The 16,433-nt window shown below is 64.9% G+C and carries 12 protein-coding genes and 2 pseudogenes; 11 read left to right on the plus strand and 3 right to left on the minus strand.

Annotated features, from left to right (window positions below; translation table 11 throughout):
* Positions 1 to 236 precede the first annotated feature (236 nt).
* The 9 genes from MTX23_RS07405 to MTX23_RS07445 all read left to right on the plus strand — a co-directional run bounded on the left by MTX23_RS07405 (position 237) and on the right by MTX23_RS07445 (position 12,071).
* The gene (locus MTX23_RS07405) at positions 237 to 3,020 is read left to right on the plus strand and encodes a UPF0182 family protein (RefSeq protein ID WP_280975962.1); all 2,784 of its coding nucleotides are present in this window, start codon (positions 237 to 239) and stop codon (positions 3,018 to 3,020) included.
* Positions 3,021 to 3,203: 183 nt separating this feature from the next.
* Positions 3,204 to 4,253, plus strand: coding sequence for an aldo/keto reductase (locus MTX23_RS07410; protein WP_280975963.1), 1,050 nt, complete (start codon positions 3,204 to 3,206; stop codon positions 4,251 to 4,253).
* The gene (locus MTX23_RS07415) at positions 4,250 to 5,104 is read left to right on the plus strand and encodes an amidohydrolase family protein (protein WP_280975964.1); all 855 of its coding nucleotides are present in this window, start codon (positions 4,250 to 4,252) and stop codon (positions 5,102 to 5,104) included. Before MTX23_RS07410 ends, MTX23_RS07415 begins: the two co-directional genes overlap by 4 nt.
* A 120-nt stretch (positions 5,105 to 5,224) precedes the next feature.
* Positions 5,225 to 7,564 carry a Tex family protein gene (locus MTX23_RS07420; RefSeq protein ID WP_280975965.1) on the plus strand — a complete coding sequence of 780 codons (2,340 nt, stop codon included), beginning with the start codon at positions 5,225 to 5,227 and terminating at the stop codon, positions 7,562 to 7,564.
* 316 nt (positions 7,565 to 7,880) lie between these two features.
* Positions 7,881 to 8,426, plus strand: coding sequence for a DUF4337 domain-containing protein (locus MTX23_RS07425; RefSeq protein WP_280975966.1), 546 nt, complete (start codon positions 7,881 to 7,883; stop codon positions 8,424 to 8,426).
* A gap of 322 nt (positions 8,427 to 8,748) precedes the next feature.
* Complete coding sequence (locus MTX23_RS07430) at positions 8,749 to 8,949, plus strand: DUF2905 domain-containing protein (RefSeq protein ID WP_280975967.1); 201 nt, start codon at positions 8,749 to 8,751, stop codon at positions 8,947 to 8,949.
* A gap of 322 nt (positions 8,950 to 9,271) precedes the next feature.
* Positions 9,272 to 9,904 carry a hypothetical protein gene (locus MTX23_RS07435; RefSeq protein ID WP_280975968.1) on the plus strand — a complete coding sequence of 211 codons (633 nt, stop codon included), beginning with the start codon at positions 9,272 to 9,274 and terminating at the stop codon, positions 9,902 to 9,904.
* A 111-nt stretch (positions 9,905 to 10,015) separates the two neighbouring features.
* On the plus strand, positions 10,016 to 10,708 hold the full coding sequence (locus MTX23_RS07440; protein WP_280975969.1) for a response regulator transcription factor: 693 nt from the start codon (positions 10,016 to 10,018) through the stop codon (positions 10,706 to 10,708).
* Positions 10,695 to 12,071, plus strand: coding sequence for a HAMP domain-containing sensor histidine kinase (locus MTX23_RS07445; RefSeq protein ID WP_280975970.1), 1,377 nt, complete (start codon positions 10,695 to 10,697; stop codon positions 12,069 to 12,071). Before MTX23_RS07440 ends, MTX23_RS07445 begins: the two co-directional genes overlap by 14 nt.
* Before the next feature lie 369 nt (positions 12,072 to 12,440).
* On the opposite strand, the gene MTX23_RS07450 is transcribed toward MTX23_RS07445, so the two are convergent.
* Both MTX23_RS07450 and MTX23_RS07455 read right to left on the minus strand, forming a co-directional pair.
* Entirely contained in the window at positions 12,441 to 12,818 is a 378-nt protein-coding gene (locus MTX23_RS07450; protein ID WP_280975971.1) for a helix-turn-helix transcriptional regulator, read from the minus strand.
* Complete coding sequence (locus tag MTX23_RS07455; RefSeq protein WP_280975972.1) at positions 12,815 to 13,681, minus strand: S1C family serine protease; 867 nt, start codon at positions 13,679 to 13,681, stop codon at positions 12,815 to 12,817. The genes MTX23_RS07450 and MTX23_RS07455 overlap by 4 nt, the downstream gene beginning before the upstream one ends.
* Before the next feature lie 211 nt (positions 13,682 to 13,892).
* Between MTX23_RS07455 and MTX23_RS07460 the strand changes: the two are divergent.
* Positions 13,893 to 14,647 (plus strand): annotated as a pseudogene (locus tag MTX23_RS07460) (IS5 family transposase).
* Positions 14,648 to 14,662: 15 nt separating this feature from the next.
* On the opposite strand, the pseudogene MTX23_RS07465 reads toward MTX23_RS07460, so the two are convergent.
* Positions 14,663 to 15,649, minus strand: a pseudogene (locus MTX23_RS07465) (AraC family transcriptional regulator); the annotation flags it as partial.
* Positions 15,650 to 15,908: 259 nt separating this feature from the next.
* On the opposite strand from MTX23_RS07465, the gene MTX23_RS07470 reads away from it, so the two are divergent.
* Positions 15,909 to 16,358: a cupin domain-containing protein gene (locus MTX23_RS07470; RefSeq protein WP_280975973.1), complete on the plus strand. Its 450-nt coding sequence runs from the start codon at positions 15,909 to 15,911 to the stop codon at positions 16,356 to 16,358.
* The last annotated feature ends 75 nt before the right edge of the window (positions 16,359 to 16,433 follow it).

Here is a 16,433-nt window from a genome sequence, read left to right on the forward strand (position 1 = left end):
CGCGGCGGCGCGCGACGCGTGAAGTCCATGCGGCGCCGGCGCTGAGCCGGGCGGCGGGCACGGCGGCCTTGGCGCCAACCACAAAGTCTGGACGGCGATCGGACGGGTGCCGATCCAGCCGAGCGTGGCTGATGGGAGACGGGCAACCGCGCCCCGGCTCTGCGGTATCGGGCGAGGCTTGAGGCCCGCGCAGGAATCTGGCGGCAAGCGTCCCGGCTTTCCGCTATGATGAGGCCATGACGATCGGGATCGCCGGACCCGGACGGAAGGCACCACGGCAAAATGCCGTGGTCGGGCTGGTCATTGCGGCCATCGTCATCGTGAGCAGCCTGATCCTGCTCTCGCTCGCGAGCGACTTCCTGGTCGACTGGCTGTGGTTTGCGTCGATCGGCTATTTGCAGGTCTTCTGGATAACGATCGGTGCCCAAGCCGTCGTCCTTGCTGCGATCTGGACGGCAACTTCGCTCATCCTCTGGGTGAATGGATGGCTCGCGGTGCGCCTTGCCGGCAAGCGGTCGGCACATCTTGCCGCGGTGTGGATGTCGCAGACCGCAGGTAGCGCGCCGCCGGATCCGCTTGCGCCGTTGCGCGATCGACTACGGTGGCCTCCGATCGTCGCCGGCGCGGCGGCCTTGCTCGCGCTGCTCGTCGCGGCAGCGGAGGTCGGCAATTGGAGCGTCTTCCTGCGGTTTCTCTATCAGGTGCCGTTCGGCGCGGAAGATCCGCTCTACGGCAAGGATCTCGGCTTCTACCTGTTCTCGCTGCCCGCCTATATTCTCATCAAGAACTGGATGATTCTCACGCTCGTTCTGAGCGCGCTGCTCGCCGGCACGATCTACTGGGTGCAGGGCGAGATCGAGTACAGCGCGCAACGCCGATCAATGTCCTCAGCGGCGATCGCCCACGGCTCGGCGCTGCTCGGTCTTCTCTTCATGGTGAAGGCGTGGTCCTACGGTCTCGACCGCTATATGCTGCTCTATGGCGACAACGGGGTCGTCGTTGGCGCAAGCTACACCGATATCCATGTCACGCTGCCGGGTCTTTGGCTGTTGATCGGGTTCTCGATCATCGCGGCGGCCGCCGCATGGGCGAACCTCCGGATGCGCACCTACTGGCTTCCTGCTGCCGCGTTCCTTCTTGTCGTCACCGGTTCCTTCGTGCTGACCGGTGCGGTCCCTGTGCTGTTCCGGCACTTCCTCGTCAGACCGAGCGAGTTGCAGCTCGAAAGGCCCTATATCGACCGCAACATCGCGCTGACCCGGCAGGCCTACAATCTCGACAAGATCGCAGCCAAGCCCTTTGCCGCCGAACAGAAGCTCTCCCCTGAGGTGCTGGAAGCCAACAAGGCGACCATCGATAATATCAGGCTGTGGGACTGGCTGCCCCTGTCGGACACCTACGCGCAATTGCAGGAGATCCGCACCTACTACAAATTCCACGATCTCGACGTTGACCGCTACTGGCTCGACGGCTCCTACCAGAGCGTGATGCTGTCGGCCCGCGAGCTGCGGCCCTCCTTGCTGCCGCCGAACGCACAGACATGGGTCAACCATCACGTGCTGTTCACCCACGGCAACGGCGCGGTGATGAGCCCAGTCACCCGCAAGAGCCCAGAAGGACTGCCGCTGTTCTACCTGCGGAATATTCCTCCGATGGCGGGCGGTGGTCCCGAGATCCGCGAGCCGCGCATCTACTTCAGTGAGGAGAGCGACGACTACGTCGTCGTCAAGACAAGCACGCCGGAGTTTGACTATCCCAAGGGCAAGGGCAACGTCTATGCGGAGTATGATGGCGTCGGCGGAATTCCGATCGGGTCAATGGGATGGCGAACGCTGTTCGCCTATTACTTCGACGATCCGAACCTGCTGCTCTCAGATTACATCACGCCGCAGAGCCGGATCATGATCCGGCGCAACATCCGGAAGCGGGTCGCCACGATCGCGCCGTTCCTGAGACTCGATCACGATCCCTATCTGGTCATCAGCGGCGGGCGGATGTTCTGGATGCAGGACGCCTACACGACGAGCTCCTATTTTCCGTCGACGCCGGCTGCACAGGGTTTCGATCTCAATTACATCAGAAATTCGGTGAAGATCGCCGTCGATGCCTATAACGGGACCGTCGATTTCTATCTGATGGATCCGGCCGATCCGGTTGCCGCAACCTATGGGCGGATCTTCCCGCACTTGTTCAAGCCGTTCGCGGCGATGCCCGCGGATCTGCAGAAGCACATTCGCTATCCGGAGGACCTGTTCCTGATCCAGGCGCAGCTCTATCAGGTCTACCACATGGAAGCCGCCGAGGTGTTCTACAACCGCGAGGATCTCTGGCAGTTCCCGCGCCAGCCGGGCGGTAGCGGGACGTCGGTGATGAGCCCTTATTATATCATCATGCGGTTGCCGGGTGAGCCACGGGCCGAGTTCTTCTTGATGGTTCCCATGGTGCCGAGCCGCCGCGACAACATGATCGCGTGGCTTGCCGCGCGTTGTGACGCGCCCGACTACGGCAAGCTGATCGTCTACGAATTCCCAAAGGACAAGCTCGTCTACGGGCCGTTCCAGATCGAGGCGCGGATCAATCAGAACACCGAGATCTCGCAGCAACTGACGTTGTGGAATCAGATGGGCTCGCGGGTGATACGCGGGGCGAACCTGCTCGTGATCCCGATCGAGAACTCGATCCTTTATGTCACGCCGCTCTATCTGCGCGCCGAGCAGGGACATCTGCCGGAGCTCAAGCGGGTGATCGCAGCCTATGACGAGCATGTGGTGATGAAGGAGACGCTCGGCGAGGCCCTGTCGGCGCTGTTCACCGGGCCTGGTACGCCGCGGCCGGAAACGGGACCGACGGAGGATCTGTCCCTCGGTGGTCCGGCGAGGAGCCCGGCGCGGGAGGCGCTCGATCACTACAACCAGGCCATGGAGCGGTTGAAGTCCGGAGACTGGAGGGGTTTTGGCGAGCAGTTCGATGCCTTGCGTGAGCCTCTCGAGAACATGAACCGGCATCCCTCCAGCCATTAGGCGCTCTCCGGGCGGCGCCCTGAGATATGCGTGGTGACGCCGCGCAGAGCCCCGCGTTTGTTTCGAGCGCCTGCACCACGCTGTGGGGAACGGCAGCCGTGCCGACCGCGCTGCGGCTTGTGCTCGGCACGGCTGCGAGGCTAGTCTGCCTGCAAGCAAGAAGACTGCAGGGGAGGCGTCGCGATGAACCACCATCAATCCTCACGTCCGGACTCTACGCCAGCATTGCCGCGCCGCAGGCTCGGGCGGACCGGGCTCAACGTCTCGATCCTCGGTTTCGGAACCGCGCCGCTCGGCGACCTGTTTGCGCTGTTGGACGATGCCACGGCGATAGCAGCGGCGGAGCGGGCGTTCGCGCTCAGTGTCAACCTGCTGGATTCCTCGCCGCTCTATGGGCACGGCCTCGCCGAGCATCGCAGCGGAACCGCGCTGCGCCGCGTGGCGCGCGACGACATCGTCGTCTGCACCAAGGTCGGGCGCTGGATGGATCCGTTCCACGGGCGCGGCGACGGCTCGAATTTCGTCGGCGGGCAGCCGCACCGCGCGGCGGTGGATTATTCCTACGACGGCACGATGCGTTCGGTGGAGCAGTCGCTGCTGCGGCTCGGCATCGACCGGATCGACTTGCTGCTGATCCACGATGTCGACGTCTGGACGCACGGCGTGGACGCAATCGAGCAGCGCTTTCGTGAGGCGATGGACGGCGCCTATGTCGCGCTCGACAGACTGCGGTCCGAGCGCGTCGTCAAGGGCATCGGGATCGGCGTCAACGAGGCCGAGATGTGCGTGCGCTTCGCCAGGGCCGGCACGTTCGACACCATGCTGCTCGCCGGCCGCTATTCGCTGCTCGAGCAGCCGGCGCTCGCCGAATTCCTGCCGCTTGCGCAGACGCAAGGCATCGGCGTGATGCTCGGCGGCGTGTTCAATTCCGGTATTCTGGCCACCGGCGCCGTTGCCGGCGCCAAATACAATTACAAGGACGCGTCGCCGGACGTGATGCAGAAGGTGGCCGCGATCGAGCGGGTCTGCCGCGCCCATCAGGTGGCGCTGCCGACCGCCGCACTGCATTTCGCATTGGGCCATCCGGCCGTCGCCAGCCTCGTGCTCGGCGCGCAGACGCCGCAGGAAGTCGAGCGCAACGTCGCCGCGCTGTCGACATCCGTGCCATCAGCGCTGTGGCGCGACCTGAAGGCCGAGCATCTGCTCGACGACGACGCGCCGGTGCCGGCATGATGCGGATCGACGCGCATCACCACGTCTGGACGCTGGCGCGCGCCGATTACGGCTGGCTGACGCCCGAGCTCGCGCCGATCTATCGCGACTTCGGCCTCGCCGACCTGGCGCCGCATCTCGCCGCAGCCGGGATCGAGGGCACGATCCTGGTGCAGGCCGCACCGACTGAGGCGGAGACGGCCTTCATGCTGGATATCGCCAAAGGAGCGGAGCTGGTGCGCGGCGTGGTCGGCTGGATCGACTTCGATGCAGACGATGCGGTGGCGCGGATCGATGCGATCGCGGCGCGCGAGCTGCTCGTCGGCCTGCGGCCGATGGTGCAGGACATCGCCGACGACGACTGGCTGCTCCGTCCGGCCCTGACCGCGCAGTGCGAAGCCATGGCGCGGCATCACCTCGTGTTCGACGCGCTGGTTCTGCCGCGGCATTTGCCGAGGCTGATGCAGGTGGTCGACCGTCATCCCGACCTGCAATTCGTGCTCGACCATTTCGGCAAGCCGCAGCTTGCCAGCGGCGAGATCGCGGGCTGGAAGAACGATGTCACGCGGCTCGCCGCGCGCGCCAATGTGGTCTGCAAGCTCTCGGGCCTGGTCACGGAGGCGGCGCCGAACTGGAAAGTTGACGACCTGCGCGAGGCGGTCGACCACGTCCTTGGCTGCTTCGGGCCGCGGCGGATGTTGTGGGGCAGCGACTGGCCGGTGGTCAATCTGGCTGGCGGTTATGCGAGCTGGTTCGCGGCCAGCGAGTCCCTGTTGGCCGATCTGTCGGCGGATGAGAAGGCCGCGATCTACGGCGGCAATGCGGCGCGCATCTATTTGTCAAGTCGCGGAAGACACACATCCCGGACATAACGCGCGGCGGGACGCCAAATTTGATCCACAGCGCGCCTTGCTGAATCAATCCGGGATGGTCCATAAGCGGCCTCCGCGCCGTCGGACGTCCGTCGGCGTCACGGGTTCAGAGAGACGAGCGTGGCCAAAATTCATCATCAGATTGCGCAGGAGCTGGGGGTTCGCGACGAGCAGGTCGAGGCGGCGGTGACGCTGCTCGACGGTGGCGCCACGGTGCCGTTCATCGCGCGATACCGCAAGGAGCTGACCGGCGCGCTTGACGATGCGCAGCTGCGCACGCTGGAGGAGCGCCTGACTTATCTGCGCGAGCTCGAGGAGCGCCGCACCGCGGTGCTCAATTCGATTCGCGAGCAGGGCAAGCTCGATGCCGCCCTCGAAGCCCAAATCATGGCCGCCGACAGCAAGGGCCGGCTCGAGGATATCTACCTGCCGTACAAGCCGAAGCGCCGCACCAAGGCGGAGATCGCCAAGGAGGCCGGGCTCGAGCCGCTCGCCGACCTGCTGCTGGCGCACCCCGAGAGCGACCCGAACGAGACCGCCGCACCGTTCGTCGATGCCGAGAAGCAGGTGGCCGACGTTGCCGCCGCGCTCGAAGGTGCGCGCGCGATCCTGGTCGAGCGCTTTGCCGAGGATGCCGATTTGATCGGCGCGCTCCGCGAGGAGATGTGGTCGAACGGCGTGATGGCCTCCACCGTGCGCGACGGCAAGAAGACCGAGGGCGAGAAGTTCAAGGACTATTTCGACTTCAGCGAGCCGCTGCCGAAGCTGCCGTCGCACCGCATCCTGGCGCTGTTCCGCGGCGAGAAGGAAGAGATCCTCGACCTGCAGATCAAGCCGGAGGCGCAGGCCCCCGCGGCCGGCGTGCCCAGCGCCTACGAATTGAAGATCATGCACCGCTTCGGCGTCTCCAACCAGGGTCGCAAGGGCGACAAGTGGCTGGCGGAGACCGTGCGCTGGGCGTGGCGCACCAAGATCCAGATCCATCTCAACATCGATCTGCGCATGCGGCTGTGGACCGCGGCCGAGACCGAGGCGGTGCGCGTGTTCGCCTCCAATCTGCGCGACCTGCTGCTGGCGGCGCCGGCCGGCGCACGCGCCACCATGGGGCTCGATCCCGGCTATCGCACCGGCGTCAAGGTCGCGGTGGTCGATGCCACCGGCAAGGTGCTGGCGACGACCGCGATCTTCCCACACGAGCCGCAGCGGCGCTGGGACGAGGCGCTCGCCATTCTCGGCAAGCTCGCGATCGAGCATGGCGTCGAGTTGATTGCGATCGGCAACGGCACCGCCTCGCGCGAGACCGACAAGCTCGCGACCGAGCTGGTGAAGCGGCTGCCGGAGCGCAAGATGACCAAGATCGTCGTCTCCGAGGCCGGCGCCTCGGTCTACTCGGCGTCGGCCTTCGCCTCGCAGGAATTGCCGGAGCTCGACGTCACCATGCGCGGCGCGGTCTCGATCGCGCGCCGCCTGCAGGATCCGCTGGCCGAGCTCGTCAAGATCGATCCGAAGGCGATCGGCGTCGGCCAGTATCAGCACGATCTCGGCGAGGCCAAGCTGGCGCGCTCGCTCGATGCCGTGGTGGAAGACTGCGTGAACGCGGTCGGCGTCGATGCCAACACCGCCTCCGTGCCGCTGCTCGCGCGCGTGTCGGGGATCGGGCAGGGGCTGGCGCAGAGCATCGTGCAGCACCGCGACGCCAACGGCCCGTTCAAGTCCCGCAAGGCGCTGAAGGACGTGCCGCGGCTCGGGCCGAAGGCGTTCGAGCAATGCGCGGGCTTCCTGCGCATCAACAATGGCGAGGACCCGCTCGATACGTCGGGCGTGCATCCGGAATCCTATCCGGTGGTCCGGCGCATCCTGGAAGCAACCAAGAGCGACATCAAGGCGCTGATCGGCAACGCCGACGTCGTGCGCCAGCTCAAGCCGCAGGCCTTCGTCGACGACACGTTTGGTCTTCCGACCGTCACCGACATCCTGCGGGAACTGGAAAAGCCCGGCCGCGATCCGCGTCCGGCGTTCAAGGCGGCGGTGTTCAAGGAAGGCGTCGAGGAGGTCAAGGACCTCAAGAAGGGCATGATCCTCGAGGGCACGGTGACCAACGTTGCGGCGTTCGGCGCCTTCGTCGATATCGGCGTGCACCAGGACGGCCTCGTGCACATCTCGGCGATGTCGAGGTCCTTCATCAAGGACCCGCGCGAGGTGGTGAAGCCGGGCGATATCGTCAAGGTGAAGGTGCTGGACGTCGAGGTCGCACGCAAGCGCATCGCGCTGACGCTGCGTCTCGACGACGAGATCGGACCGAAGAAGGACCCCGGCGGGCCGTCGCGCGATTTTTCGCGTGGCTCGGGCAAGACGTCGTCATCGGCGCCGCGCCGGCCGCAGGAACAGTCCGGCGGTGGTGCGCTCGCCGACGCCCTGCGCCGCGCCGCCGAGAAGAGCGGGCGCGGCAAGCCGACCTGAGGGGTGTGCTCATAGAACGAGGGGTGTCCGCCTTCGCGGTGAAAGCGGACATATCTTGACGACCTCGTAACGACGCCTTTTGGACCCCAAGCAGACCTGGCGGTTTGGCGATTTGGCAGGGTCATGAAGCCTGGCGAACGCCTCCGGCGTCAATCTCGATCGGTGCAGCACCTAGCGAGTAAACGCGGTGACCCGCGTCGAGCCGCGCGGAACGGAAAGGCCGGGAACTCGGTTTCCCTACCGACATCTCGAAATCTCGGTGTCATTGTCCGCTCGGTGAGTGCGGGCAGAAGGCGAGTTTGAGGATCAGCCTCCAATGAGCGAAGAGATACGCATTCCTCATCAGCTTGGGAGCGAATATGGATTGGAAAAATGGGTTGCGATCTTCACAGCGGTCGTGGCCACGATGGGTGGCATTGTGGGACACGAGGCAAGTCACGTTGCCAACGACGCGATCCTTTACAAGAATGAAGCGGTGCTGAAGAAAGCGGATGCAGCTAATCAATGGGCATATTACCAGGCGGTCAGCGCCAAGTCCCACCTGATGGAGTTGGCGAAGCAGTTGACGCCAACTGAGGCTCACCCCGGTTACGACGAGAAACTTGCAAAGTATGCGCAACAAAAGGAGGAGCTGCAATCCAAGGCCACGGCACTGGAGAAGCAAGTTGAAGCTGCAGATGCCAAGAGCGCTGCGCTGCGCGAGCCGCGTCAGAATCTGTTCTTGTCGCTGGCGCTGTTTCAGATCGCAATCAGCGTTGCGAGTGTGACCATTCTCAGCCGGCAGCGTTGGCTATTCGGGGTCGCCCTAACAGCGGGACTGGCCGGGATTGGCTTTTGGATCGTTGCACTTTTGGCACATTAATGCTGACCCACACTCGGGGAAGGGCCTGCTTTCTGGTGGTTGAAGTGCATGGGTCTGCTATCGAGTGATCGTTTTGCTGATTTGACCGCGAAACCATCTTCCGCTCGCGAGCGTATCAAGGCATGACGATCATCGACTGGATCATTCCCGCACTTTGGCTTGTCTTTTTCGCCTCTTATCTCATCTACAGCGCGCAGCGCGAGGAGGAGTTCATGTGTCAGCAATTCGGCGAGACGTTCGCGCCTACATGCGCCGAACGAAGATGCTCGTGCTTTTCGTGCTGTAATCGAGGCACGGATGCGAGGTATAGGGAGAGCGCAAGATGTCGCGCACGCTTATTGTCCTCGGAATTGTCCTGGTCGTGACTGGAATCTGCTGGCCTTTGATCGGCAGGCTGGGTCTGGGGCGGTTGCCCGGTGACATCGTGATCCAACGGCCGAATTTTTCGTTCTACTTTCCGCTCATGACGTCGCTCATCATCAGCATCGTCCTGAGCGTGGTCCTTTGGCTGATCAATCGATAGACTCCTTGGCAGGAGACCGAGCCTGCCCACGTACTTGCCGCCGGGTCGAACGTCAGGTTTTGGCCCAAGGCGGACGTATGGAAGGTCAGCTCCGATGTCCGAACCTGGACTTAAGGCGGCTATTGGCGAGGCTACGCTTCGTAAAGCGTGATCTGGACTCGAAGGCTGCCCAACGGAACGCAAGGCGTCTCGCCGAAACTAACTCCGGCGTCAGAATCTGGCGCATTTGTAAGTTGAAGGAGGCCGCCGGTTTGCGTCTCCTGATCCTCCTCTTCCTGCGGCGAAGGTCCTTCGCCGCAGCCCAACGAGGAAGGATCTTTCGATGAAGCACAAGCTCTTCACTGGTCTCGTGGCGGCGACGTTCGCCGCGGCGGTCGCGCTTGCGCCGCCTGTCCTTGCCCGCGGCGGAGGCGGTGGCTTCGGTGGCGGCGGCGGTGGCGGTCACGGTGGCGGCTTCGGTGGTGGCGGCGGCGGTCATGGCGGCGGCTTCGGTGGTGGTGGCTTCGGCGGTGGCCGTGGCGGCGGTTTTGCTGGCGGCTTCGGCGGCGGCGGAATGCACGGCGGCGGTTTTGCTGGCGGAATGCATGGAGGAGGTTTCGCCGGCGGCATGCGCGGCGGCGGAATGGCCTTTGCCGGCACGGGTGGCACGCATTTCGGCGGCGCCCGTTTCGGTGGCGCTCGTTTCGGTGGCCCGGGCTTTGGCGGTCCGCGTTTTGCGGGTGCACCGATGACCCGTGCGGCATTTGCACCTGGACCGCGGTTTGCCGGCGCCGGATTCCGCGGCTCGCATTTCTTCCATCATCGCGGCTTCTTCCGTCATCGCTTCCGCCACTTCGCCTTCTTCGACGTCGGCGTGCCTTACCTGTATGCTGATTACTACGACGGCTGCTGGCGCAGGGCACGGACGCCTTACGGATGGCAGTGGGTCAACGTGTGCGGGGACTACTGGTACTAGCGCCACGAACCGCACAGTTGACGCGCGGTCGTCGCCGGCCGTTCCATCCTGCCCCGGAATGGGATAGTCTGGTGGCGGCCGTCGCGCGGGGCACTCGGAGAGTTCAACACGATGCCCGGAGCTCACCGCCGTATTCTCGTCGTCGAGGATGATCCGGAGACTGCGGGTCAACTCGTCGAACAACTCACCACCAGCGGCTATGATGTCGATCTGGCCGCGAACGGCCGCGAGGCGCTGAACCAGGGCGCGGCGCGCGATTATGCCGTGATCACGATCGATCGCATGCTTCCGGATATCGACGGCATCGCGGTCATGCGTCAGATGCGTGACGACGGGATCGTGGTGCCCTTCCTGATCATCAGCGCGCTCGGCGAGGTGGACGACCGCGTGCGGGGCTTGCGCGCCGGCGGCGACGACTATCTGGTCAAGCCGTTCTCCTTCGTCGAGTTGCTGGCGCGCCTGGAGGCGCTGGGCCGGCGCAGCGAGACCGTCGCCAAGGAGACAATCCTGCGGGTCGGCGATCTCGCGGTCGATCTGATCTCGCGGACAGCGAGCCGCCGCAACCGGAGGATCCCGCTGCTGCCGAAGGAGTTCCAGCTGCTTGAATATCTCGTGCGCAACGAGGGCCGCGTGGTGTCGCGCGCCATGCTGCTGCAGCATGTGTGGGATCTGCATTTCGACCCCTCGACGAACATCATCGATGTCTATGTCGGGCGGGTGCGGCGCAAGGTCGACGACCAGCAAGCCTATCCGCTGATCCATACGATCCGCGGCATCGGGTACTGCCTCCGTGCTCCTGGCTAAGACCCTCAGGTCATCGACGTTCCGTCTGGCATTGATGGCCATCGGGGCCTTCGGCCTGATCGTCTGCGCGATCTTCGCCTATGTCTACTGGTCGACGGTCTCCTATGTGCGCAGCCGGTCCGACCGGGCGATCATGACCGAGCAGGCGAACCTCCATGACGCCTATGCGCGGTCCGGACGCGACGGCCTGGTCGCGCTGATCGGACAGCGCATCGCCGACAAGAGCTTTGCCGATCACGTCTACCTCCTCGTCGACCATGCATCGGCGGTGCTCGCCGGAAACCTCGCGCGCTGGCCGGTGGACGCAGCAGATCAGGGCTGGGCCGAGTTTCGCGCGCCGGCGCGGTCGCCCGCCTCGGTGGCCCCGCTGGTGCGGGGCGTGACCGAGACCCTGCCGAACGGCGATCGGCTGCTGGTCGGCCGCGACATCGGCGATCTCGACGGCTTCACCGCGCAGATCAGGGCGGCCGGTATCGCTGTCGTCGTGCTGATTGTCGTGCTGGCGGCCGTCGCCAGCATCGGGGTCACGCGGCGGACGGTCGGCCGGATCGAGTCGATCAATGCGACCAGCCGCGCCATCATGCTCTCCGGTCTCGACCAGCGCATCCCGCTCCACGGCAGTCACGACGAATGGGACCGCGTCGCCGAGAACCTCAATCAGATGCTCGACCGCATCCAGACCTTGATGGGCGAGGTGAAGCAGGCCAGCGACAACATCGCGCATGATCTGCGCACGCCGCTGACGCGCATGCGCGGACGGCTCGAGAAGGCCTATCATTGTCCACGCAACGGCGAGAACGATGCGGCGCTGATCGGCGACACCATTGCCGATCTCGATACCGTGCTTGCGATGTTCGCGTCCATCACGCGGATTTCGGAGATCGAGACACGCGCCCGCAAGGACGCCTTTCGCATCGTCAATCTCGTTGAGATCGCGGGTGAGGTGGTCGAGCTCTACGATGCCGCGGCCGAGCGGGACACGACCCGCCTCGAGCTGGCCGGCGACGCCGAGGTGCCGGTGATCGGCGATCGCGACCTCCTGTTCGACGCGATCGCCAATCTCGTGGACAATGCCATCAAGCACGGCCGCGCCGGGGGGCGAGTGACCGTGACCTGCCGCAACGGCGAGAGCGGCGCGGTGATCTCCGTCGCCGACGACGGTTCCGGCATTCCCACCGACCAGCACGATCACGTCTTCAAGCGCTTCTATCGGCTCGAGCAGAGCCGCTACACGCCGGGAAACGGCCTGGGCCTCAGCCTTGTTGCGGCCGTCGCCAGCCTGCACGGTGCGACGATCGAGCTGCGCGACAATTCGCCGGGCCTGTTGGTCGTACTCTGCTTCCCCGCGTCGGTGGCAGCGTAGTGCACGAAGGCGAAATCCACCTAGGGTGCGATCGGCACCCGGCTTTCCCTGCGCCCTCTGATCTCAGAGCGGCGAAGATCGATGAAAACCTCGGACGCATCGCGCCGCGAGAATGTGGATATGACCCACAGGCCGCGCAACACACTCGATGTCGTCTTGGCGAAAGCCAGGACTCATTACCCCAAATGTCAGTTGTCGCGCGACGCTGGGGCCAACATCGCGTTCATCATCAAATGCGGTGGTTGTGGATCCTGCCTTCGCCAGGACGACGAACGAAGAGTCTCGTTCGCAGCAAAAGACTGCGGAGTATCGGTCCCGCGTTCGCGGGGACGGCGAATGGAGAAATCACATCCGCGTGTGCTTTCGGCCTCACAGATTGATCACCCCACGCCTTGCGGCATGCGCGACCGCGTCGGTGCGACCGGTGGCGTCGAGCTTGTCGAGCAGGGAGCCGACGTGAAACTTGGCGGTGTGGACGGAGATGCCGAGGCGCTTTGCGATCATCTTGTTCGAGGCGCCCTCGGCGAGCAGCGCCAGCACGTCGAGCTCGCGTGGCGTCAACTCGAAATCATCAGGCGAGACTGCCTTGTCTTGATCGTGGGAGATGATCGCTGCCGCGGCCGGTTCGCCGGGCGCTGCGAGCCGCAGGCCGGCGACGCCGCCGAGCAGCGTCGCCAGCCGGTCTGCGAGGACGGGATCGTCGATCTCGAGCGAGATCACGATCTCAGGTGCACTCTCACTGCTCACGTCTCCGGCCTCTCGCCGATCGTCACCCTGACATGCAGCGGCTCGCCGCCGCGACGGACCGTGAGGTCGACGACCCTGCCGACGCTCTGCGGTCCCAGGGTTCGCAGCAGCGCCCGCACGCCGGACAGCCGCTCATCGTTGACCGCAACGATCACGTCGCCTTGCCGGATGCCGGCGGCCGCCGAGGGGCCGTTCTTGTCGACGCTCATCACCATCGCGCCGATGCCGTCGTCGACACGGACCGGCTGCAGGCCGAGGCCAAGATATCCACGCGCGATGCGGCCAGAGCTCTCGAGCTGCGGCGCGACACGCTCGATGGTCGCGGCCGGAATCGTCAGCACGCGGCGAGGGCCCAGCACGGCCATGCCGAACGGCTCTCCCGACGCATTCAGCGCCAGCCCGCCCTGCTGGCTGTGCCGCAGCCGGACGTCCAGCTCGATCCGCGCGTCGATGTCGCCGCCGCGCAGGCTGCGCCAGGCCGGGCCTGACAACGAGACTATGCCGAGCCGCGCGGTCGGCGCGCCGCGGTCCGCCGCGACGACCATTGCGAGCGATCCCAGCGCGGGAACCGTGGCCGACAGCTTGACCGGCGCGACGTCGGCATCGAACCGCAGCAGCGCGATGTCGGTGGTGTGGTCACGTCCGGCGATGGTCGCCTGCCGCCGGCTGCCATCGGAAAGCTGGATCTCGATCTCGCCGTCGTCGGCCAGCGCCTCGTCGGCGGTGATGACGAGACCCGGCTTCCAAACGAAGCCGGACGCCCGCAGACGGTGCGAATGCACGGAGACGATGGCGGGTGCGGCGCGCGCAATGGTCTCCGAAAGGGCAGATGACAGCGAGGAGAGGGTGGTCGGGTCGGTCATGGGAAACTCCGTTGGCTTCCCTCAGTCTGGGATGTTGCGGCAGACGGCGAAACTGGCCGGATGGGCAGGGCCCTACCGCGCGGCGGCACGGGGTGTTCGGAGCGGACGCTCAGCCCAGCCGGTGCAGGGTTGCCTTAAGGTTTGTACTCAATCAGATGTATAATTTTACGTGGAGATATGATTCAAGCTCTGCATTTGCGGGGCTTGGATCATGGCGGGCGAGTTTTGGTTGAATGATCGGCAGTGGGCAGCAATCGAGCCCTTGCTGCCGCAAAATCAGCCCGGCGCTCGTCGAGTCGATGATCGCCGCGTGATCAGTGGCATCATCCATGTGTTGAAGTCCGGCTGCCGCTGGCGCGATTGCCCGGCAGTGTTCGGCCCTTACACGACCGTCTACAATCGCTGGAACCGCTGGTCGCGGCGCGAGGTCTGGCGCAATCTGTTCGAAGCACTTCGGGGCCTGTCGCCCGATGACGACTTCCAGGCCATCGATTCCACGACCGCCAAGGCGCACCGTGCGGCGGCCGGTGGAAAAGGGGGGCGGAGGCTCAGGCCATCGGTCGTTCCCGCGGTGGCAGGACCACCAAGATCCACGCCGTCTGCGACAGTCTCGGACGCGCCATCGCGCTCGAAGTAACGCCAGGTCAGCGTGGTGACATCCGCGCGGCGCTGCCCCTGCTCAGCTCTCTGCCACCACCGCGTTGCTGTGCGGCCGACACGGCCTATGACGCGAACGAACTGCGGCAATTCCTCATCGAACGGGGAACAACCCCGGTCATCCCAAACAATCCCACCCGAAAACGCTTCCATCCGTTCGACCGCGCCGCATACAAGCGGCGCAACCTCGTCGAGCGCATGTTTTGCAGGCTCAAGGACTGGCGGCGCATTGCAACCCGCTATGACAAGCTCGCCAGAAACTTCCTCTCGGCCGTCAATCTTGCTGCCGCTATCATTTGGTGGACCTGATTGAGTCCGGACCTTAGGGCTCTCGCCGAACTTGGCCCGGTAGGCGCTTGCCATACGACTCAGATGGGTGAAGCCGAGATCGAATGCAATATCGACGATGCGCTCGCCTGGACGGGCTGTCTTCAGGCGCGCGTTGAGCTGGGCGAGGCGGATGTCGAGCAGCATCTCGCTGACCGTGGTGCCGAAGTGGCGGCGGAAGCCGAGTTGCAGCGCGCGGATGCCGGTGCCTGCGACGTCGGCAAGCTCGACAAGATCCAGGGGCTCGGTCGCGCGTGTCTCCAGATAGGCGCGCGCCCGTTTCAGCGGGGCCGGCTGGGTCTCGGCCCGGCCGTTGAAGACATCGATGGCGGAGCTCAGGCTGTGCGGCTGCTCGGTGAGCAGGACGTTGAGCAATGCCTCGCGCCACTCGGCCGCCGCCAATCCGGGCAACGTCTTGTGCGGTCCGAGCTGCTCGGCCAGCGCGACCAGATGTTCGATCCTCGCGGCGATTGCGTGTCCGAGCGGCCCGGTCAGCGCGACGTCTGGATCAAACTCGACCGGCCGTACAGCCACGCCGCCAAGCGCTGCGGCGCGATGCTCCACCAGCTTGCGATCGAGCAGCAGGATGAGCTGGGCGCAATCGCCGCGCCACGTCATGTCGGTCGGAATGGTCGGCGACAGCAGCGATGCGCAGAAGGCTGGTCCCGTCATCACTTCGCGTGCCGCGGTGCGGATCGCGGCCGAACCATGCAGCGGCACCTGCAGCAGGAAGAAGCGGTCAAGGCAACCGGGATTGATCGACACCGATCCGCCATAGGCGACATAGTTGACGGAGAAGCCGTCAAAGCCCGCACAATTGTGGAACGCGAAAAAATCTCCTTCGGAGCGGTCGACCGGCGTCAGATCGTGCGGACAGAAGATGCGTCCGATCGCCTCGGCAGCATCGTCGACGCGCGTCGTGGCGACCCGCGCGAAATCCTTCAGCCTCGCCCTTGCCGAAACCTCGTTGCTCGCCGCAATCACGCCGGCCGTCCGCAGTTGTTTGAGGTCTAAAACATCATGCAGCCTAGTGCATCCTTCGGCAAAGTGGAACGCAGTTTCATCGGCAATCTGCCCGATCGCTGCGCAGACCGGCGGGGTTTCGGGCAGGGGAGGCTGTGCCGATCGCTGCCGCATTGCAGCATGATGCTGTCGAATGCGGATTCGTTTATCGGCTAGACAGCCCCGTCGGCTCGCGACAGGCTCCGTGCCCGCAACGCGCACCAACACTGGAGAGGCTGACATGGGCACGCTCGAAAAAGGCATCACCCGAAACGGCACTGGCTACGGCGGCAAGACCTGGAATATCCTGGGCCAGGTCTATTATCCCAAAGCGGTCACCGACTCGACCTTCGCGTTCGAAACCAACAGCGATCCCGGCCAATTCGTGCCGGTGCATATCCACCCAACCCAGGACGAGTTCATCCTGGTGCAGGAGGGCGTGCTCGATCTCAAGCTCGATGGGGTCTGGGTGCAGGCCAAGGCCGGCGACCTCGTGCGCATGCCGCGCGGCATTCCGCACGGCTACTTCAACAAGTCGGACAAGCCGGCGCGGGCGCTGTTTTGGGTGTCGCCGATGCAGAAGCTCGAAGCGCTGTTCGACAAGCTGCACAATCTGCAGGACCCGGCTGAAGTGGTGCGCATCTCCGCGCAGCACGAGGTGGATTTCCTGCCGCCGGAAGCCAACGACTAGGCACGCAGCCAAAGCAGACAGCGCACGCGACGCTCGCCGGAGCAGACGTCCCGGCGATCACGGGGATGCGTTTGC

It is taken from the genome of Bradyrhizobium sp. ISRA436 (assembly GCF_029910015.1).
Taxonomy (GTDB): Bacteria; Pseudomonadota; Alphaproteobacteria; order Rhizobiales; family Xanthobacteraceae; genus Bradyrhizobium.